This is a genomic window from Tardiphaga sp. 866_E4_N1_4 (genome assembly GCF_052076075.1).
Lineage (GTDB): Bacteria > Pseudomonadota > Alphaproteobacteria > Rhizobiales > Xanthobacteraceae > Tardiphaga > Tardiphaga robiniae.
Window position 1 is genome coordinate 1,411,983 of the sequence record NZ_CP197242.1, and the last position, 20,256, is coordinate 1,432,238.

Annotated in this window: 20 protein-coding genes and 1 pseudogene; 4 read left to right on the top strand and 17 right to left on the bottom strand. The window is 61.6% G+C overall.

All coding sequences use genetic code 11. The features are described 5' to 3' along the window. The first annotated feature begins 80 nt into the window (after nt 1–80). Nucleotides 81–1,382 (top strand): hemolysin family protein, encoded by a 1,302-nt coding sequence (locus tag AB8B20_RS07020; RefSeq protein ID WP_439072112.1) that lies wholly within the window; start codon nt 81–83, stop codon nt 1,380–1,382. Nucleotides 1,383–1,459: 77 nt separating this feature from the next. Here AB8B20_RS07020 and parC read toward each other — a convergent pair whose 3' ends face one another. The 16 genes and pseudogenes from parC to rpoZ form a co-directional block, all read right to left on the bottom strand. Beyond that, nucleotides 1,460–3,718 carry a DNA topoisomerase IV subunit A gene (gene parC / locus AB8B20_RS07025; RefSeq protein ID WP_120292122.1) on the bottom strand — a complete coding sequence of 753 codons (2,259 nt, stop codon included), beginning with the start codon at nt 3,716–3,718 and terminating at the stop codon, nt 1,460–1,462. Between the two features lie 179 nt (nt 3,719–3,897). After that, nucleotides 3,898–4,152 (bottom strand): copper-binding protein, encoded by a 255-nt coding sequence (locus tag AB8B20_RS07030; protein ID WP_244528470.1) that lies wholly within the window; start codon nt 4,150–4,152, stop codon nt 3,898–3,900. A gap of 88 nt (nt 4,153–4,240) precedes the next feature. Beyond that, a pseudogene (locus tag AB8B20_RS07035) lies at nt 4,241–4,653 on the bottom strand (cupredoxin domain-containing protein). Between the two features lie 101 nt (nt 4,654–4,754). Next, nucleotides 4,755–6,140: a multicopper oxidase family protein gene (locus AB8B20_RS07040; RefSeq protein ID WP_439072113.1), complete on the bottom strand. Its 1,386-nt coding sequence runs from the start codon at nt 6,138–6,140 to the stop codon at nt 4,755–4,757. Nucleotides 6,141–6,153: 13 nt separating this feature from the next. Next, nucleotides 6,154–7,620, bottom strand: coding sequence for a TolC family protein (locus tag AB8B20_RS07045; protein ID WP_439072114.1), 1,467 nt, complete (start codon nt 7,618–7,620; stop codon nt 6,154–6,156). Between the two features lie 9 nt (nt 7,621–7,629). Next, the gene (locus AB8B20_RS07050) at nt 7,630–7,923 is read right to left on the bottom strand and encodes a hypothetical protein (protein WP_439072115.1); all 294 of its coding nucleotides are present in this window, start codon (nt 7,921–7,923) and stop codon (nt 7,630–7,632) included. Nucleotides 7,924–8,000: 77 nt separating this feature from the next. Beyond that, nucleotides 8,001–8,435: a hypothetical protein gene (locus tag AB8B20_RS07055; protein ID WP_439058717.1), complete on the bottom strand. Its 435-nt coding sequence runs from the start codon at nt 8,433–8,435 to the stop codon at nt 8,001–8,003. Nucleotides 8,436–8,570: 135 nt separating this feature from the next. Next, nucleotides 8,571–9,320: a DNA repair protein RecO gene (gene recO, locus AB8B20_RS07060; protein WP_089263820.1), complete on the bottom strand. Its 750-nt coding sequence runs from the start codon at nt 9,318–9,320 to the stop codon at nt 8,571–8,573. A gap of 44 nt (nt 9,321–9,364) precedes the next feature. Next, nucleotides 9,365–9,757, bottom strand: coding sequence for a hypothetical protein (locus tag AB8B20_RS07065; RefSeq protein ID WP_120292114.1), 393 nt, complete (start codon nt 9,755–9,757; stop codon nt 9,365–9,367). 33 nt (nt 9,758–9,790) lie between these two features. Next, nucleotides 9,791–10,744, bottom strand: a complete 954-nt coding sequence (era, locus tag AB8B20_RS07070) for a GTPase Era (RefSeq protein ID WP_439072116.1) — start codon at nt 10,742–10,744, stop codon at nt 9,791–9,793. Further along, nucleotides 10,734–11,555 (bottom strand): ribonuclease III, encoded by an 822-nt coding sequence (gene rnc / locus AB8B20_RS07075; RefSeq protein ID WP_089263817.1) that lies wholly within the window; start codon nt 11,553–11,555, stop codon nt 10,734–10,736. Before rnc ends, era begins: the two co-directional genes overlap by 11 nt. Beyond that, nucleotides 11,552–12,310 carry a signal peptidase I gene (gene lepB / locus AB8B20_RS07080; RefSeq protein WP_089264616.1) on the bottom strand — a complete coding sequence of 253 codons (759 nt, stop codon included), beginning with the start codon at nt 12,308–12,310 and terminating at the stop codon, nt 11,552–11,554. Before lepB ends, rnc begins: the two co-directional genes overlap by 4 nt. 285 nt (nt 12,311–12,595) lie before the next feature. After that, nucleotides 12,596–13,015, bottom strand: a complete 420-nt coding sequence (gene acpS, locus AB8B20_RS07085) for a holo-ACP synthase (RefSeq protein WP_093761400.1) — start codon at nt 13,013–13,015, stop codon at nt 12,596–12,598. Next, complete coding sequence (locus tag AB8B20_RS07090; protein ID WP_439072117.1) at nt 13,012–13,776, bottom strand: pyridoxine 5'-phosphate synthase; 765 nt, start codon at nt 13,774–13,776, stop codon at nt 13,012–13,014. Before AB8B20_RS07090 ends, acpS begins: the two co-directional genes overlap by 4 nt. Before the next feature lie 33 nt (nt 13,777–13,809). Further along, a complete protein-coding gene (locus AB8B20_RS07095; RefSeq protein ID WP_120292108.1) occupies nt 13,810–16,131 on the bottom strand; it encodes a RelA/SpoT family protein in 2,322 nt (773 codons plus the stop codon). A gap of 153 nt (nt 16,132–16,284) precedes the next feature. Continuing rightward, on the bottom strand, nt 16,285–16,677 hold the full coding sequence (gene rpoZ / locus AB8B20_RS07100) for a DNA-directed RNA polymerase subunit omega (protein ID WP_068732476.1): 393 nt from the start codon (nt 16,675–16,677) through the stop codon (nt 16,285–16,287). Nucleotides 16,678–17,046: 369 nt separating this feature from the next. Between rpoZ and AB8B20_RS07105 the strand changes: the two genes are divergently transcribed. Further along, nucleotides 17,047–17,673, top strand: a complete 627-nt coding sequence (locus AB8B20_RS07105; protein WP_068732474.1) for a LabA-like NYN domain-containing protein — start codon at nt 17,047–17,049, stop codon at nt 17,671–17,673. Continuing rightward, nucleotides 17,654–18,361 carry a uracil-DNA glycosylase gene (locus AB8B20_RS07110; protein ID WP_439072118.1) on the top strand — a complete coding sequence of 236 codons (708 nt, stop codon included), beginning with the start codon at nt 17,654–17,656 and terminating at the stop codon, nt 18,359–18,361. The genes AB8B20_RS07105 and AB8B20_RS07110 overlap by 20 nt, the downstream gene beginning before the upstream one ends. 1 nt (nt 18,362) lies before the next feature. On the opposite strand, the gene AB8B20_RS07115 is transcribed toward AB8B20_RS07110, so the two are convergent. Next, nucleotides 18,363–19,256 carry a LysR family transcriptional regulator gene (locus AB8B20_RS07115; protein WP_439072119.1) on the bottom strand — a complete coding sequence of 298 codons (894 nt, stop codon included), beginning with the start codon at nt 19,254–19,256 and terminating at the stop codon, nt 18,363–18,365. A gap of 110 nt (nt 19,257–19,366) precedes the next feature. Here AB8B20_RS07115 and AB8B20_RS07120 point away from each other — a divergent pair, with 110 nt between their 5' ends. Then, nucleotides 19,367–20,251 carry an NmrA family NAD(P)-binding protein gene (locus tag AB8B20_RS07120; RefSeq protein ID WP_439072120.1) on the top strand — a complete coding sequence of 295 codons (885 nt, stop codon included), beginning with the start codon at nt 19,367–19,369 and terminating at the stop codon, nt 20,249–20,251. Nucleotides 20,252–20,256 lie beyond the last annotated feature (5 nt).

Sequence of the window (20,256 nt, forward strand, 5' to 3'; positions counted from 1 at the left end):
GTGTCGCGCCGCACGCTCGACCGTGGCGCAGGAGCAGCGGATCGACTACAATAAGGGCACATCACCCAAAAGGATAAAGCGTGTTATCTCTCGAACTCGGGATCGTTGCGATCCTGATCGTCGTCAACGGCCTGCTCGCAATGTCGGAGCTGGCGATCGTATCCTCCCGTCCTGCCCGCCTCGCCGCTCTGGTTGAAAAAGGTGTGACAGGCTCTCGCCGCGCTCTGGCGCTGGCCTCCGATCCCGGCAAGTTCCTCTCCACCGTGCAGATCGGCATCACGCTGATCGGCGTATTGTCAGGCGCCTTCTCCGGCGCGACACTGGGCCAGCGTCTCACGATATTGTTGCTTGACCTTGGTCTATCGAAAGGCCTCGCCGATACGCTTGGCGTCGGCATCGTCGTATCGATCATTACTTACGCCTCGCTCATCATCGGCGAACTCGTGCCGAAGCAGATCGCGCTGCGCGATCCCGAAGCGGTGGCCGTGCGCGTTGCGCCGGCCATGGTGCTGCTCGCAAAAATCTCACTGCCGCTGGTGTGGCTGCTCGATCGTTCCGGCAAGGCGATCCTTTTTCTGCTGGGCCAGCGCGGTGAAGCCGAGGAGAAGGTCAGCGAAGACGAAATCCGCACGCTCGTGACCGAAGCGGAAACCGCCGGCGTACTCGAGCCCGGCGAAAAGGAAATGATCGCAGGCGTGATGCGCCTCGGCGACCTACCCGTCGGTGCCGTCATGACTCCGCGCCATGAAGTGGCGATGATCGATCTTGCCGATCCCATCGAGACCATCCAGGCCGAACTCGCGGGCAGCTCGCATTCGCGCTTTGCGGTGTTTGATGGCGACGGCGATTCCGCCATCGGCATCGTGCAGGCCAAGGATCTGCTCGATGTGTATTTGAGCGGCAAGACGCCGGACATCCGCGCGCTGGTGCGCGAGGCGCCGGTCATTCCCGACACGGTCGATGCGCGCGACGTGGTGGCGATCCTGCGTGACTCGCCATTCCATATCGGCCTCGTACATGACGAATACGGCGTGTTCCAAGGCGTGGTGACATCAGCGGATATTCTGGAGTCGATCGTCGGCGCCTTTCACACCGAGGAAGGCCCGGCCGAGGTCGCCTTCCACAAACGCGAGGACGGCTCCTACCTCATCTCCGGCTGGATGCCCGCGGTGGAATTCGCCGCCCTGCTCGGCATCGAATTGCCCGCGCAGTCGCGCCCCTATCAGACCTTTGCAGGATTTCTGCTGCAGGAATTCGGCAAGATTCCCGAGGTCGGCGACGAGATCGTCTCGCATGCCTGGCGGTTCGAGGTCATGGACCTCGACGGCCGCCGCATCGACAAGGTGCTGGCCAGCCGGGTGACTGAAGAGGCGCTCGGTTAAATTTGTAGTCGCAGCACGCTCTATATGTCGTCCCCGCATTCGCGGGGACGACATATTACGAGTTACGAACTCGATGCCTACTCGATCACGCGGCCGAACTTGTTCGACTTCGGCAGGCCTGTCGCGAGACGGCCGGCATCCGCACGGTTGCCGCGCCAGTCCGCCAGTTCCTTCCAGGTCAGACGATGCTCGCGGTCGGACGAATCCTTCCAGGTCAGGCCTTCCTTGGCCACGAAAGTGGCGACATCCGACAGACCTGCACTGGTGTATTTCTGCAGACGAACACCGCGGCCACGCGCCATCTCCGGCACCTGATCGAGCGGGAAGATGACCATCTTGTGGTTGGTGCCGATGACAGCGACCTGATCGCTGCCTTCACCGACCACCGTCAGCGCCCGCGCCTCGTTCGGCATCTCGACATTCAGCACCTGCTTGCCCTTGCGGGTGGTGCCGACGCAGTCGTCCTCATTGACGAGGAAGCCCTGACCGTCATGGCTGGCAATCAGGAACTTGCGGCCGCCCTTGTGCACGAACATCGAAACGATGGCGGCATCGCCCTCCATGTCGATGAACAGGCGGATCGGCTCGCCATGGCCACGACCGCCCGGCAGCTTCGACACGTCGAGCGAATAGAACCGTCCATTGGTGGCCAGCAGCATCAGCTTCGAGGTGGTCTCGGCAAAGAACGCCTTGTCAAGCTTGTCGTCGGTCTTGAAGGTCAGGTTGGAGAGATCTGCGACCTGGCCCTTCAGCGTGCGGACCCAGCCCTTCTCGGAAATCACGACCGTGACGGGCTCGCGCTCGACCAGCGACTCTTCGAGGGCCGCGAGATCGTGCTCCGGCGCATCGGCGAACACCGTGCGGCGTTTGCCGAGCGGCGTCTTTGGTCCGAAGATGTCGCGCACCTTGCGGACCTGCTCGCCGACCTTGGCCCACTGCTCGGTCTCGGACTTCAGGATCGCGTTGATGCCCTTGAGCTCCGCGCGGAGCTCCTTGTCTTCTTTCCTGATCTCGAACTCTTCGAGCTTGCGCAGGCTGCGCAGCCGCATGTTCAGGATCGACTCGGCCTGCAATTCGGTGAGGCTGAATGCCTTCATCAAAGCCGGCTTGGGCTCATCCTCGGTGCGGATGATCCGGATGACTTCATCGATATTGAGATAGGCGATCAGGTAACCGCCGAGCACTTCCAGCCGATGTTCGATCTGGTTTTTGCGGAAGTTGGAGCGGCGCAGCAGCACGTCGCGCAGATGGTCGAGCCATTCGCGCAGACACTCGGCGAGGCCGAGCACCTTGGGGATGCGGCCCTTGACCAGCACGTTGAGGTTCAGCGGAATCTTGCTTTCGAGCTCAGTGAGCTTGAACAGCGACTCCATCACCAGACCGGCATCGACATTGCGCGTCTTCGGCTCGATGACGACGCGGATGTCTTCGGCGGACTCGTCGCGGATGTCACCGATCAGCGGCAGCTTCTTGTCGTTCAGGAGCTCGGCGATCTTCTCGATCAGCCGCGACTTCTGCACCAACCACGGAATCTCGGTGACGACGACATTCCAGGCGCCGCGGGCGCCCTCTTCTACATGCCACTTGGCGCGGGTGCGGAACGAGCCGCGCCCGGTCATATAGGCCTCGGCAATGCTTTCCTTGGAATCGACGATGATGCCGCCGGTCGGGAAATCCGGTCCCTTCACCCAGCGCATCAGCGATTTCGATTTGGCGTCGGGCTTGTCGATCAGATGCAGCGCGGCGTCGCAGAGTTCGGCGACATTGTGCGGCGGGATCGAGGTGGCCATGCCGACCGCGATGCCCTGCGCGCCATTGGCCAACAGGTTCGGGAAACCGCCCGGCAGCACGGCCGGCTCTTTGGTCTGGCCATCGTAATTCGGGCGCAGCTCGACCGCGTCTTCGTCGATGCCTTCGAGCAGCAGCCGCGCCACGTCGGTCATGCGTGCTTCGGTATAACGATAGGCTGCCGCGCTATCGCCGTCGATATTGCCGAAATTGCCTTGGCCGTCGACCAGCGGGTAGCGCGACGAGAAATCCTGCGCGAGGCGCACCAGCGCGTCATAGATCGACTGGTCGCCATGCGGATGGAACGAGCCCATCACGTCACCGACGATCTTGGCGGATTTCTTGAACGGCGTACCCGGATCGAGCCGCAGCAGGCGCATGCCATAGAGGATGCGGCGGTGCACCGGCTTCAAGCCGTCCCGCGCATCCGGCAGCGCCCGATGCATGATCGTTGACAGCGCATAAGCGAGATAGCGCTCCTCGAGCGCGTCCCGCAGCTGCACTTCGTGAATTTCAGCCGGCTCCGGCGGAATCAGTCTTTTTCCCATGGCGAGGGGTTAGCGCCTCCCGGCGAATCGGGCAAGAAATGAATCATGCGCCACTGATCAAGTTCCATCGATATCGGGGCGCCCTCGCCTCAGGAGAGGACGCCCACGTCATTTCGTCAGCCATTAGGCGATGGATAGATGGCGGTTCCAGGCTCAGCCTGGACGCCATCTTCCGGCGGCTATTTGGATTTCTGGATGGAGGTCACGACGATCTGACCATCGACGCGACCGGCATCGAACTTCACCTTGTCGCCCACCTTGACCGATTTCAGCATCGCCGGGTCTTTCACGCGAAAGACCATGGTCATACCCTCGTCCATATCGAGGCTCTTGATCGGACCGTGCTTCAGAGTGATCTTGCCTGCCGCTTCATCGATCTTCTTCACTTCTCCGCGCACCGCAGCGTCCTGCGCATAACCCGCGACGCAGAACATTGAGAGCGCAACAAACGCCACAAGCGCGACAGATCCCTTGGTCTTCATAGTGCAGTCCTTTGCGTGAGATTGAGCTGTTTGCATCGGGCTATTTCACGATGACCTTGCCGGTCATCCCCAATTCGCGATGCGTCGGGATCAGGCATGAATATTCGAACGTCCCTGCCTTCGAGAACTTCCACAGGATTCCCCGGACTTCTTGGCAGCGAGACGCAGGCCGTTGGGCTCGTCATGCTCCATATCGGGATTTTTCTTCATCGCTTCGCCGTGCTTCAGATTCTCTGCCGTGGTCGCCAGCAGGAATTCATGTGCTTCTGTCCCGGCGTTACGGATGACGAAGCGAATCTGCTCGCCGCGCTTCACCTCAATGACCGCAGGCGAATAATCCATCTCGTTCATGCTGACGACGATCTCCCGCGCCGGCTTCTTGGGATCGCCGGGTTAGCCGGCCGAATACCCTCCATGCTTGTCATGGGCTGCCGCAGCAGCCGAGTAAGCCATCGCGGCCAGCATGACGCCGCAACCGATGTATTTTTGAGTCTTGTTCATTTCAGCTTTTCCATGTTGCTTGTTGTCTGTGATGGCGATGTGCAGTCCTGGCCCTACATTCCCTTCATTTTCATGCCCTTCTTCATATCCATCGGCTTCGATCCCTGGCCTTTGATGGTTTTGTCCTTCACGCTCGTCTGTCGTGGCGCTTCGCTTGGGGGCGCCTCGATCTCATAGGCCACCGTGCCCTTCGGGAAATCGTAAGGACCGGGATCGCGGTAATCGTCGCGCGCGAGCCCGTCCCGCACCTTCATGATGCTGAACATGCCGCCCATCTCGATCGGACCGAACTGACCTGATCCCGTCATCATCGGCAGAGTGTTGTCAGGCATCGGCATCTCCATCTCACCCATGGCACCGCCGGTGAATCCCATCACCATCGCGTCCGGCGCCAGCTTGCCGACTGCCTTCGCCAGATCCTTTTTGGAGACGCCGATCAGGTTTCTGACGTCGTGACCCATCGCATTCATGGTGTGATGCGACTTGTGGCAGTGGAACGCCCAATCGCCGGGATTGTCGGCGACAAAATCGAATGCGCGGATCGCCCCCACCGGCACGTCAGTGGTGACTTCCGACCATTGCGCGCTGTCAGGCACCCATCCGCCATCGGTACAGCTGACCGCGAACTTGTGGCCATGCAGATGGATCGGATGGTTGGTCATCGTGAGATTGCCGACGCGTATCCGCACGCGATCGCCGAGACGAACCGGCAACGGATCGATGCCGGGAAAGACGCGGCTGTTCCACGCCCACATATTGAAGTCGGTCATCTCGTTGACCTTCGGCAGATAGGTGCCCGGATCGATGAGATAGCTGCTCATGATGAAGACGAAATCGCGATCGACGGGCCGGAAGCTGTTGTCGCGAGGATGCACGACCATCATCCCCATCATGCCCATCGCCATCTGGACCATCTCGTCCGAATGCGGGTGATACATGAACGTGCCGCTGTGCTTCATCTCGAATTCGTAGACGAAGGTCTTGCCGGGCTTGATATGCGGCTGGCTCAGGCCGCCGACGCCGTCCATGCCACTCGGCAGGATCAGGCCGTGCCAATGCACGGTGGTGTGCTCCGGCAGTTTATTGGTAACGAAGATACGAACCTTGTCGCCTTCGACGGTTTCGATCGTCGGCCCCGGCGACTGGCCGTTGTAGCCCCAGAGATAGGCCTTCATACCGTCCGCAAATTCGCGTTCGACGGGTTCGGCGACCAGATGGAACTCCTTCCAGTCGCCATTCATACGCCACGGCAATGTCCAGCCGTTGAGCGTAACCACCGGATTGTAGTCGGGCCCGCTCGGCGGATGCAGCGGTGGCTGCATCGTTACCTTGTCCATCATGGGCGCTTCGGGAATATTCGCGGCCTGCACGCGGCCGGTGACCGCAGCCGCACTGGCAAGCGCCGTGGCGGTGCCGAGAAAGTTTCGCCGGGACAACATGGTTTTCTCCATTTCAGTGCCCTCCTCCACTGGACGCCTGCGCGGCCGTCGCGGATCTTGTTTCGGATGATGGTTCGCTGCGACCGCCGCCATTGATCGCGGTCTGCAGTTCAGACTGCGCGAGCCAGAAATTGCGCTTGGCCTCGATGGCGGCGCGCAAAGCTGCGATGCGTTGGCGGGCCTCGGTCAACAGCGCGAATACATCGACCTGCATGCTGCTGAAGCGCAATTGCATCTCCTCCGAGATGATCTTGCGGAGCGGCAACACCTCGCGCTGGTAGTGACCGGCGATATCGTAGGTCGAGCGATAGACCCTGAAGGCATCGCGGGCTTCGGAGCGGATATTCACCGCCTTCTCGGTCAACAGGTTGAACGCCTGATTGTAGGTTTCTGCGGCCTGTCGAACGCGCACTTCACCACCGTCAAAGATCGGAATCTGCAACTGCACGTCGAAGCCGCGTTCGCGGAACGGCGCCCCCTCCGGATCACGCGTCTTGCGATCGATGCCGGCGACGTCGAGCAACGTCACGAACCGGCTTGCCTCGGTGAGGTTCAGCGACTTGGCGAGAGCGGCGAGTTCAATGCGGGCGATCTGCAGGTCAGTCCGGTGCGCGACGGCATCGACTTCGATCCCCGGCAACGACAGCGGCCGGCGCGGCAACACCGGCAGTTTCTGCGGCAACCTGATGTCGATGTCGGCGTCCCACAGACCGAGCAGACGGATCAAACGCTCGCGCGAACTCGTGGCCTCCTGGCGGAGCGTTGCGAGATCGGCGGTCGTCTCCGCGTAAAATACCTGCTCGCGGGCTTGATCGAGCTTGTTCAGCGACCCGGTCTCGCCCAGCTTCTGCGCGAGTTGCGCTGTGGCTTCCGCCGTCGACTTGGCGTCCGTCAGCAGACCGACAAGCTCGTTGGCAGCGACGGCGCGGTAGTAGGCACGTCTGACGTCGGCGGCAAGCCGCAGCGTCTCCTCTGCAGCGCGCAATTGCGCCCTCTGGAATCGCTGACGGGCGATTTCCGAGCGGAACGGCAGGGTCGCCAGCGCCAGAATATCGCCGACCACCTGTCGCTCGATCTCCAGCGCGCCATTCCCGGAAATGCGCGAGATCGAGAATGTCGGATTGGGCGGCAGGCTGTCGCCGACGAGATCCGTTTCCGCAAGCGCCAGTTCATTATACGCAGCCTGCAGGCCGCGATTGCCGAGCAACGCGATCTGGACTGCGCTGTCGACTGTCAGCGGTCGCCGCAGCAGGGCTTTGACGGTCGCATCGGCACGTTGTGCGTCATCCGGCGTCCGGATCGCCATCACGTCCTTGTTGATGGTCTCGCTCGCGACCCCGGCGACGACGCCCATACCGCGATCCGGCGAGAACGACGCGCATCCCGCCAGCAGCAGCGTAGAGAGCAACGCGATGCCCGCGGCAGACCTTGAGCCCAATTGGCGCACACACGCGCCCGACTTGTGATGTTTGCTGAACATGACGTGCCCCTACCGGCCAGATTTCGGCACAGGAGCGACGCGGTCGTTCTGCTCCCGCCATGCCGACGCGGCAACCGGCCGGAGGCTGCTGTAAGGAGCCACCGTGGAACGATAGCCGACGCCAGCGACCTTGGCGCCGGGATCTGCCGGATCGGCGCCAGCCAATGGCACGGTCCTTGGCATACAGCCACCGAGCGCCATACCGGCAGCGGTCGTCGTTGCAAGGATTCCCAATCTGATATCGAATAGCTTCCCGGCCACCGAACAAACGGCGGCGAGCTTCGCCCCAAGCTGCGCAAGCATGTTATTTTCCTGAAATGACGATGGATCACAGGTGCGCGTGCCCTTAGCGGGCACGGCACCGCGTCGATACGATCAGATCAGGAAATGGGAGGGCGGTAGAGCCGGGCGGGCGCACTGTCGGTGACCGCGCGATAGCCTTCGGTGACACGAAGGACCGTCGGCACCGAAGGGGTCACGATGTCAGTCAGCGGTGCCGGCAGTGCGGAAATACACATCAGCCCGCAGCATGGACCGTTCGGTGAATGCGGCACTTTGTGCGAACCGGAGGCATCGTCGATCGCCGTCAATGCGTGGTCGCCATCAGCATGTGCGGCTGCAGAGTGTGCGGCTGATGCGTGCGCGACAGAATGATCGTGCGCGTGACCATCCCCATGCATGTGCGCAGACGCGCTGCTATTAACATGAACCATGCCGGTCATATGACTTTCGCCAGTCAGGCACGGCGCGACCGGGTGCTGTCCCGGCAAGGCAAAGGAGATTGTCGGCGCCAGCACGCACAACAAATAGGCCAAGGCGACGAACCACCCTGCCCTTAGTCGCTGTACTCTGGTCAGACGAACCAGCATCTGGATGCGATATCTTCCTATCAACCCGTCAACGCGCGGAACATAGACGCGAATCCGGCATTCGCCAATGTCGAACTTGCCTCAGGACGATGAGATTCGCGCGAGATGCCGGGTCACCGCATTGATGAACCCTTCGCGGGCGTCGGAATGGCCCTGCCCACGCGGTTCCAGCACGTTGCGGAGCAGAAAGCGGCCGGTCAGGTCGAAGCCGTCCTGCAGGTCGCGGTCGGAGATGCTGTTCTGGCCGTCTTCACTCTCGCGCAGGAATGACGGCAGCCGCATCAGCCGGTCGCGATACGGTTCACCCGCGGTCCGGGACACCGCGTTGCCAGATTTGGGTGACACGTAAATCAGGTCAGAGGTCACGCCGGTGGCAGCGCAATTCTCCAGATCGAGGCCGAAGCCGAGTTCGGTCAACATCGCCAGCTCAAACCGGATCACATGGAGCGCGGCTTCGCCGACATCATCGAAGTCATCCAGGATGCGCTCCAGCGTCTCGTAGATGTCTTCATGCGGATCGCGCTCAGGCAGCAACCGCGCCAGCGAGGCGAGATGGGTGATGCCGTAGACCGCATGGGACGAACCCAGCAGCGTCGCGGCACGCATCAACGTGCCTTCCATCAGGTAATAGCCGAGCTGTTCGTCCAGCCGCGCCCGCCATATCGCCTGCACGCTGTTGCCGGGCTGCAGCAGCGGTCGCATCTTTGACCCGGCACCACCGCGCACCAAACCGAGATGACGGCCATGGCTACGCGTCAGCAATTCGACGATGGCACTGGATTCCCCATGCCGCCGCACGCCAAGGATGATGCCTTCATCGGTCCATTCCATGGGGGCAGTTTACAGGAATTCGGGAGCCGCCGCAGTAAATGCTATCAGGCCTTGAACCAGGTTTTCGCGTCGCCAGTGAAAGCGCAATACAGCCCGAGCCCGGTCAGGATGCATGACACGATCTCGATCGCACTGTCGAACTGCAGTCCGTACAGGCCAAGCACCTGAAACAGCGACAATACCGAGAACGCCAGCGACACCACCAGCACCCAGCGCGGCCAGCCCTTGCGGTGATAGGCGGCGAGCCAGACGAGCCAGACGAAGAACAACAGCATGCAAGCGGCGACCAGATTCGCCGCCATGATGGTGCTCTCGGACATCGCAAGGTCAGGCGTGCGGTCCTGGAACGCGATCGACAGCGCGTCGAGGATCAGCGACATGTAGAGCAGGACTTCGAAATAGAAGACGTTCTTCGGAAGGTTGGCGGGAGCGGTCATCTTGTCGGCTGCACTTCCATCATCGCTCCCCGATCACTCGTGAGGAAATTCGAGGCCCATTTCGCGATAACGATTGGGATCGTCGCCCCAGTTTTCGCGCACCTTCACGAACAGGAACAGATGCACGGGCGCGCCCACGATCTCGGTCAGCTCCCTGCGCGAGTCCGCACCGATCTGCTTGATCGTCGCGCCGCCCTTGCCGAGCACGATCTTGCGCTGGCTTTCGCGCTCGACGAAAATCGTCTGCTCGATCCGCACCGACTTGTCCTTGCGCTCGGTCCAGCTATCGGTCTCCACCGTCGACTGGTACGGCAGTTCCTGATGCAACTGACGAAAGATCTTCTCGCGGGTGATTTCCGCCGCGAGATGCCGCATCGGCGCATCCGACATCTGGTCTTCGGGATAATGATACGGGCCGGCGGGAACGTCGGCTGCGAGCCTGCGGCGCAGGTCGTCGACACCGTCACCGGTCATCGCCGAGACCATGAACGTCTCTTCGAACTTCAGCCGCTCATTGGCCATCTGCGCCAGCTTCAGCAGCTTTTCCTTGGAGGCGATATCGACCTTGTTGATCACGAGGATCTTCGGGTGATTGACGCTCGCAAGCTGCGCGAAGATCGCCTCGGCTTCCTCGTTGATGCCCGCTTTGGCATCGAGCAGCACGCAAACGACGTCGGCATCATGCGCACCGCTCCATGCCGTCTTGACCATCGCCCGGTCGAGGCGCCGCTTCGGCAGGAAGATGCCGGGCGTATCGACCAGAATGATCTGGGCGTGGTTCTCGATCACAATGCCGCGGATCAGCGCGCGGGTGGTCTGCACCTTGCGCGACACGATGGTGACCTTGGAGCCGACCAGCGCATTGACCAGTGTCGACTTGCCGACATTGGGCGCGCCGATCAGTGCGACAAAGCCGCAGCGGGTTTCAACGGGCGTCCCTTCGGACTCATGATCTGGTTCAGCATCGTTCACGACATCATCCTTCATTGCCGCCACTGCTGACGCCTTCACGCGCAATCATTGCCTGCGCCGCGGCCTTCTCGGCGGCGCGCTTGCTGCCGCCCTCGCCTTCGGCCGGCGCAAACCCCTTCACATCCACCTCGATCTTGAAATGCGGATCGTGGTGCGGACCGGAGCGTTCGACCTCCCGATAGGCCGGTGTCGGCAGACCGCGGCCCTGGGCCCATTCCTGCAGCACCGTCTTGGGATCGCGCAACGGACGCACCGGCTTGCGCATGCGCTCGGTCCAGTTGCGCTGCACGAAGCTTTCCGCAGCCGGATAGCCGCCATCGAGGAAGATCGCGCCGATCACGGCTTCGCAGATATCGCCGAGCACGGACTTCCGCAGCCGCTGACCGGCGCCGGCGCCGACCGTGCCGAGCTTAATACCCTCGAGGAGACCCAACAGCCGTGCGACGTCGGCGCATGCTTCCTTGCGGACGAGGTCGGCGAGCCGCTTCGACAACTCGCCTTCATCCGCATTCGGGAAAGCGCGAAACAACATGTCGGACACCACGAGGCCGAGCACATGATCGCCCAGAAACTCGAGACGCTGGTAGCTCTCGGTCCGGCTGCGCTGCGACTTCAGGGCCGACACATGGGTGAAGGCTGTCGCCAGCAGCAGAGGATCCTTGAAGCTGTGGCCGATGCGCGTTTCGATCTCGGCTGCGGCGACCTTCGCCGCTGCGCGTGCCTTCTTCTTCCGGGCAGCAGCCGTCTCCGGCGTAGCCTCGGTCGTCGAGCTAACTTCGTCGGTCTTCGGCGCGGTCTCGATGGGATTGTTGGAGTCGTCGGTCATCGCACGATAGAGAAAATTCGATTCCAGCGTACGGCGGTCGGCCAGCGCCAGATCTGCCAAGCATGTTCGCCTTCGGCGATCGAGAAGAAGATCATTTGCGCGCGACCGACGAGATTCTCGAACGGCACATAGCCGACGGCCGACAGCACCCGGCTGTCCGTCGAATTGTCGCGGTTGTCGCCCATCATGAAGAAGTTGCCGGGCGGCACGGTGTAGACATTGGTGTTGTCGTAGAAACCGTTGTCGACGCAATCGAGCGTCTCATAGGTGACGTTATTGGGCAGCGTTTCCTTCCAGCGCTTGACGCGCGCCGTTGCGTCGGAACCGCACGGATCTTCGCCGACGAAGTCGCTCATACGCTCGCGCTGCACGGGCTTCTCGTTGATGTAGAGCAGCCCCTCTTTCATCTGGACGCGGTCACCGGGCAGACCGATCACGCGCTTGATGTAGTCGGTGGAGTCGTCCTTCGGCAGACGGAACACCACGACGTCACCGCGCGACGGCTCGGAACCGAAGACGCGGCCTGAGAAGATATTCGGCGACAGCGGGATCGAATAGTGGCTGTAGCCGTAGGAATATTTCGAGACGAACAGGTAATCGCCGACCAGAAGCGTGGCCTTCATCGAGCCCGACGGGATATTGAAGGGCTGGAACAGGAAGGTCCGGATCACCAGCGCGATCAGCAGTGCGTTGATGACAACACGGATGGTCTCGCCGACGCCGCTTTCAGTCTTGGTCCCGGATGTCACACTCATCGCTTTCCCGATTCCCGCAGCGTCGCCGCGCGGCTGGTAGCGCATTTTGGGGCAAGGCGGCGTCGCGCCTCGCACGAAAAATGCATTAGATTCATATAATTACGGCAAAGTCCTGCAAATGCCATGAGCGGCGTCAGCGAGAATTGGCGTCGGTTCGGTGTCCTCGCAGGTTTAAACGGTTGTTGGTAACGGTGCAATGAACCGCCCCGAAAAGCCGCTATTTCCCGCCAGTTTGACGTGCCGGCTTGTGATCGCACCGCTTCAGGTGCGGCTCCCGGCCAGCCCTCAGGGCTTGGGCGACGGGACGGCCGAAATTATGACGAAAGCCTGCGCCAGGGGCCAATCGTCCGTGATCGACAGATCGATCTGGGCCTCGTGGCCGGGCGGTATCAGGGCCTGCAGGCGTTCCAGCGCGCCGCCGGTGAGCTTCATGGAGGGTTTGCCACCCGGCAGATTGACGACGCCCATATCCCGCCACCAGACGCCCTGACGGATGCCGGTGCCCAGCGCCTTGGACATGGCCTCCTTGGCAGCGAAACGCTTGGCATATGTCGCCACCACCATCCTCTCGCTCTTCGCGCGGCGCTGCGCCCTCGCCCGCTCAGCCTCGGTGAAGATGCGATCGAGGAAGCGATCGCCATGGCGTTCGATCACCTTGGCGACGCGCGTAATGTCGATCAGATCGGAACCGATGCCGATGATCATGAGGCGCCCTTGGACTGCATCCGCCCGCGATCCATCGCCGCGCGCATCAGACGCACCGTATCGGACAGACCGATGAACAGTGCCTCGCCAATCATATAGTAGCCGATGTTCAGCTCCATGATTTCGGGCAGCGCTGAGATCGTCTCGGCGGTGGCATAGTCGAGACCATGGCCGGCATGTACTTCCAGGCCTGCGGATTTCGCCAGCCTCGCGCCGGCGGCAATGCGCTGCCATTCATGAGCGGCCTTCGCGGTATCGCCATCGGTGATCGCGTCGCACCAGGCGCCCGTGTGGAGTTCGATCACGGGGGCCTTTAGTTTAGCGGCCATTTCGATCTGCTTGAGATCTGCCGCTATGAACAGCGACACCCGTATGCCGGCTTCAGTGAAGCGCGCGATCGACGGCTCCAGCGATTCACGCTGGCCGACCACGTCGAGGCCGCCCTCGGTCGTCAATTCTTCGCGCCGCTCCGGCACCAGACAGACGGCATGAGGCTTCACCGCCAGCGCGATCCGCACCATGTCAGGCGTCGCCGCCATTTCGAAATTCAGCGGCTTGGAGATCTCCGCCTTCAGTCGTTCCATATCGGCGTCACGGATGTGGCGACGATCCTCCCGCAGATGCGCGGTGATGCCATCGGCACCGGCCGAAATGGCTTCCAGCGCAGCACGAACGGGATCCGGGTGCTTGCCGCCCCGCGCGTTGCGCAGGGTCGCGACGTGATCGATGTTGACGCCGAGGCGCAGCGAGGATGAAGACATGACGAAATTCCAGAAGGTGCCTAAAGGGAGACGCTATCCATTCACCCGTTCGACCTTGGCGACAACGGCCTTGGCGCGCAACTGGTTGATGATCGCGCTGAGATGTTTGAGGTCGTAGACACCGAGGTCGATGGTCTGTTCGGTGAAATCGGGCGAGCGGCGATGCATGCTGATATTGTCGATATTGCCGTCATGGTCGGCGATGACCTGAGCGATCTGCGCTAGGCTGCCCGGCTCGTTGACATTCTGCAAAAAGAGTCTGGCCGGGAAACGCTGCGGCGAGGATTCATCGATATCCCAGCGCACGTCGACCCAGCGCTCCGGCTCCTCTTCAAAATCCTTCAGCGCCGGTGACTGGATCGGATAGATCGTGATGCCCTCGCCCGGCGTAACGATGCCGACGATGCGGTCGCCCGGCACGGCGCCACCGTTCGGAGCGAATTTAATTGGCAGATCGGAATCGACGCCACCGATCGAGATGATTGAGGTGAAGCGTGCCGCGCCATCCGGCGTTCTGACCTTGTCCGCCGTCGACTTCTTGTTGTTGGCCGAAAAGCGGCCGATGCGCTCTTCCTTGTAGTCGGGATACATCGCACGCGCGACGTCCGCGGCGCGCAATTCGCCGCGGCCGACCGAGGCCATCACATCGTCGATAGACGTGCGCGCCAGACGCGGCAGCGCGCCCTTCAACTGGTCGTCCGAATATTCCATCTTGGCGCGCACGAACAGGCGCTCGACGATCCGGCGGCCAAGGCTGGCATATTGATCACGGACCGCTGTTCGCGTCGCACGGCGAATGGCGGCGCGCGCTTTGCCAGTGACCGCCAGGCCTTCCCATGCGGATGGCGGCGCCTGCTGTGCGGCCGAAGTCAGCACTTCGACTTCGTCGCCGTTCTGCAGTTCGGACGACAGCGGCGCGAATTTGCCGTTGATCTTGCAACCCACCGCACTGTTGCCGACGTCGGTATGCACGGCATAGGCGAAGTCGACCACATTGGCATTGCGCGGCAGCGCGATGAGCTTGCCCTTCGGGGTGAAGCAGAACACCTGATCGTGGAACAGTTCGAGCTTGGTATGCTCAAGGAATTCTTCCGGATTGGTGCTCTCCGAGAGAATGCCAATGGTATGGCGCAGCCATGAAAACGCATTCGACTCGCGCTTGAGCATTTCGGTCGGCGAACCGATGCCATCCTTGTAGAACGCATGCGCGGCGATGCCGTATTCGGCGATGCTGTTCATGTCCTCGGTGCGGATCTGCAGTTCGACGCGCTGGTTGCCGGGGCCGATCACCGTGGTGTGGATCGAGCGATAATCGTTCTGCTTCGGCGTCGAGATGTAATCCTTGAAGCGGCCCGGCACGACGGGCCAGGTGGTGTGCACCACCCCGAGTGCGCGGTAGCACGCCTCCATGTCCTGCAGCACGACGCGGAAGCCGTAAATGTCCGACAGCTGTTCGAAGCCGACCGACTTGCGCTTCATCTTGGTCCAGATCGAAAACGGCTTCTTGCGTCGGCCGGTGACCCGCGCCGCGATGCCGTTCTTCTCCAGCTTCGTGGAGAGATGGCTCTCGATCATGTCGATGAGGTTGCGATTGCGTTCGGTCAGCGAGTCCAGGCGCTGCATCACCACCAGATAGGCGTCGGGATCGAGCACCTTGAACGACAGTTCCTCGAGCTCCTCGCGCATCGCCTGCATACCCATGCGGCCGGCGAGCGGCGCATAGATGTCGAGGGTTTCCTCGGCGATGCGGCGGCGCGAGGCCGGCGGCATGAACTCCATCGTCCGCATATTGTGCAGACGGTCGGCGAGCTTAATCAGCAGGACCCGGACGTCGTCGGCGATCGCCAGCAGCAGCTTGCGCAGGTTCTCGGCCTGTTTGGCTTCGCGCGACACCAGTTCGAGCCGCTTCAGCTTGGTCAGGCCCTCGACCAGCGCGCCGATTTCGGCGCCGAACAGCTTGTCGATTTCGGTCCGGGTGGCCTCGGTGTCCTCGATCGTGTCGTGCAACAGCGCCGCCACGATGGTGGCGTCGTCGAGCTTGAGGTCGGTGAGGATCGCCGCCACTTCCAGCGGGTGGGAGAAATACGGGTCGCCGGAGGCCCGTGTCTGCTCGCCATGGGCGACCATGGCATAGACATAGGCGCGGTTGAGCAGATCCTCATCGGTGTTCGGGTTATAGGCCCGGACCCGGTCCACCAGATCGTATTGCCGCATCATCCGGACACGGGACGTCCGCGGCACCTTGGCCGGAATTGGCGTCTCTGCAGACAGCGCTTCAGGCGAAACTGGCGAGACCGCGGCGACCGTGTCGTTCGCAGCCTGCATCTGCCGTTTATTACGGCGCGAAGTCGCCATCCTAGCCTCGTTCGATCCGGTCAGCAGCGACCTGGATTCTTCGTCTCAAGTTTGCCCCGAAACGGACTGCAAAAGCAAAGGCCCGGACGCATGTCCGGGCCTTTGTGATGACTGATAATCAAAACGGTTAAGCAAAAGACCGTGTGTATCGCTTTACTCGTCTTCTTCGGGCTGCTCTTCCGGCGGAGCGAGGCCCTCGAGACCCTTGAGGAGCTCTTCTTCGGTCATGCGCTCGACGGCCACTTCGGTATCGTCGGCATCGACGCTGGCGCCGGCGGAGCCGATCAGCGGAATCGTATCCGGTTCTGGCTCGTCGACTTCCACGAACTTCTGCAGCGAATGGACCAGTTCCTCACGGAGATCTTCCGGGGAAATGGTCTGATCAGCGATTTCGCGCAGCGAAACAACCGGATTCTTGTCGTTGTCGCGATCAATCGTAAGTTGTGAACCGGACGAGATCATTCGTGCCCGGTGTGCTGCCAGCAACACCAGGTCGAACCGGTTGTCGACCTTATCGATGCAATCTTCGACGGTTACGCGCGCCATAAAATGTCGCTCCGTTTGTTGTGGGACCGAATATGATGATTAAGTCCCGTAAGTATAGGGGCTTTGCGGCATTCGCAAGGACCAATTTGGAATTGCGTCCTTCTTGGCTTGGTTTTCTGCCGCACTATGGTACCCTCAAAAAGACCGCAGAAGCGGTGGCACCATCTGGCCAGAAGCGGATATCTCGACACCAAAAGGCTTCATTGCAAGGGAAGATGGATCGGCATATTCGGGCAGTTCCAGACCAGCTGATTGCGTGGCGTCAATAAGGCCGATCCGACGAAGAGCGGACGACAAATGTGATTCAAATGCGCAACGACGAAGTCGCGCCAAAAACGCTAACAACAACAAACCACATGAGAAAACTTGATGTCCCTCACATCTAACAAGATCGCACTCTTCATCGACGGCGCCAACCTGTACGCCACCGCCAAGACCCTCGGTTTCGATATCGACTACAAGCGCCTCCTCAAGGAATTTCAGAGCCGCGGGACCCTCGTCCGGGCCTTCTATTACACCGCCATCATCGAGGATCAGGAATACTCGTCGATTCGGCCGCTGATCGACTGGCTCGATTACAACGGCTATACGGTGGTAACCAAGGCCACCAAGGAATTCATCGATGCGTCCGGCCGACGCAAGGTGAAGGGCAATATGGACATCGAGCTCGCCGTCGACGCCATGGAACTGGCCGAACATGTCGACCAGATCGTGCTGTTCTCGGGTGACGGCGACTTCCGCTCCCTGGTCGAAGCCGTGCAGCGTCGCGGCGTCCGCGTCACCGTGGTGTCCACCATCTCGAGCCAGCCCCCCATGATCGCCGACGAGTTGCGCCGGCAGGCAGACGTGTTTACCGATCTCATGGAGCTGCAGAGCAAGCTCGGCCGCGATCCAGCAGAACGCCCTGCTCCGCGCGAACCGCGTCACCAGACGCCGCAATTCCTGCAGCGCGCGACCACGATGGCGCCACGAGGCGATGAAGATTTCGAAGACTAAGACGCAACTCAGCAGACAACAGCCGGCGGTGGTCGCAACCGCGATTTCCGCTGGCACTTCCACCGATCCCGGGCGCGATTGTCCCCTGTGCCCCCGCCTCGTCGAGTACCGGCTGGAGGTGCGCGAGCGCGACCCCGACGGCTACAACGGACCCGTGCCGTCGTTCGGCATGTCCGATGCTGCCCTCCTGATCGTGGGCCTCGCCCCCGGCGTGCAGGGCGCCAATCGTACCGGGCGTCCCTTTACGGGCGACTATGCCGGCGATCTGCTCTACGAGACCTTGCTCGATTTCGGCTTTGCGTCCGGCACCTATGAAGCACGCCCTGATGACGGGCTATTGCTGCAGGATTGCCGGATCACGAATGCCGTGCGCTGCGTACCACCACAGAACAAGCCGCTGCCCGTCGAGATCACCACCTGCCGGCCGTTTCTGATTGCCACGATGGACACCATGCCGCGATTGCGCGCCATCGTGCTGCTGGGCCGCGTCGCCCATGACACGATGCTGAGGACGCTCGGCATTCGCGCCGTGACAGCGCCTTTTGCGCACGGCGCCGTTCACGATGTCGGCCGCTTCAAGCTCTACGACAGCTATCACTGCTCGCGCTACAACACGAACACGCGCGTACTGACGCCCGAGATGTTCCGTGCAGTGTTTGCCCGGGTGAAGGCGGATCTGGCGCAGTAAGTCAGCGAACCGTTCGCGACACAAAGTCGATAAAGGCGCGTACCTTCGCCGGCGGATGATGCCGTGAAGGATATAGCGCGTAGAGCGGAAAGGTCTCGTCGGCCCAATCCGGAAACAGGTTGACCAGGCTGCCTTCCGCGAGCTGATCCTTCACGGCAATGGCAAGCACCTGGCAAATCCCCGTCCCCGCCAGGCACTCCGTCAGCATGGTCCCCGCATCGCTCAATACCAGCCGGCTTGAGATCCTGACAGGAAGGACCTTGCCCTTGCGATGAAACTCCCAGTCGTAGGGGCGACCGGTCTGCGGATCGCGAAAATCGATGCATTGGTGCTTCAACAAATCCATTGGCGCCTGCGGTCGGCCATGGCGTTTCAGATAGCGCGGTGACCCAACGGTCAGCACCTGAATGTCTGCAAGCTTGCGCGAGATAAGAGATGCGCCGAGTGGCTCTCCGAACCGCACGGCCACATCAACACCATCCGCCACCAGATCGCCGACGTGTTCGCGGGTGATCGTCTCCAGTGCCAATTCAGGATATGTCGCGAGAAACCCGCCGAGATGCCCGGCCAGCACCAGGCGTGAGAAGAACGGATCGATATTGACCCGGAGCCGACCTCGCACCCGAGCCGAAGCGCCGGAGGCATCGACTGCCGCCTCCTCGATCTCCTCCAGCGACGGCCGCACCCGCTCGTAAAACCGGCGCCCCTCATCCGTGAGCGCGATCGAACGCGTCGTGCGGTCCAGCAGTCTTACGCCGAGCCGGGCCTCCAGCCGCGCGATCGCGTGACTGACGCCGGATGCCGACATACCCAGCGCCTCTGCCGCCCGCGAGAAACCTCCACCTGCGATCACAGCATCCAGCACGGTCACGCCGGTCAAGAGTCGTCCGTCCATCGCAACGCTATTCCTGATGTTTTGTCAGCAATGATGTGACGTGTTCTCGTTTCAGTCAAATATCGAAAAATGGGACAACACCGGCAGTCCCACCCATTCGGAGAGCCACCATGTTCGCCATCACAGGAGCCACCGGCAAAGTCGGCGGCGCTGTCGCCCGCACGCTGCTTGCCGCCGATCAATCCATCCGCGTCGTCGTTCGAGATCTCAGCAAAAGCAAGACATGGGCAGCATGCGGCGCGGATATCGCCCTCGCCGACACTCGCGATGCCTCGGCGCTAACAAAAGCTCTCTCGAACGTCGACGGCGCGTTCGCGATGCTGCCGCCGACATTTGACCCGAGCCCGGGTTTTACCGAGGGCCGCGCGATGATCGAAGCCCTCCACACCGCACTCCGCGTGGCGCAGCCGCCGAAACTGGTTGTGCTTTCAACTATTGGAGCGGATGCGCCGCAGCCGAACCTGCTCAACCAGCTCGGACTGCTGGAACACGCACTCGCCGACTTGCCGATGCCCGTGACCTTCCTGCGCGCGGCATGGTTCATGGAGAACGCGGCGTGGGATGTCACACCTGCACGCACGGATGGCGTCATTTCGAGCTATCTCCAGCCGCTGGATAAAACCTTCCCGATGGTCTCCGCGGAAGACGTCGGCCGCACAGCAGCAGAGCTCTTGCTCGAAAGCTGGGTGGGCCATCGCGTGATCGATCTCGAAGGCCCCCGCCGCGTGTCGCCGAACGATATCGCCAAGGCGTTCACGAACGCGCTCGGCGGTCCCGTCAAAACTCGCATCGTTGCGCGCGATGGCTGGGACAGACTATTTCGCGAGCAAGGCATGACGAATCCGACACCGCGAATGCAGATGCTCGATGGCTTCAACGAAGGCTGGATCGACTTCCCCAAACGCGAGGCGGAATCGCGCAAGGGCACGATCACAATCGATCAAGCGATCAAAGCGCTCGTTGTCGAGACACCCGTCAAAGCAGGCTCGTCCTAGCCTGG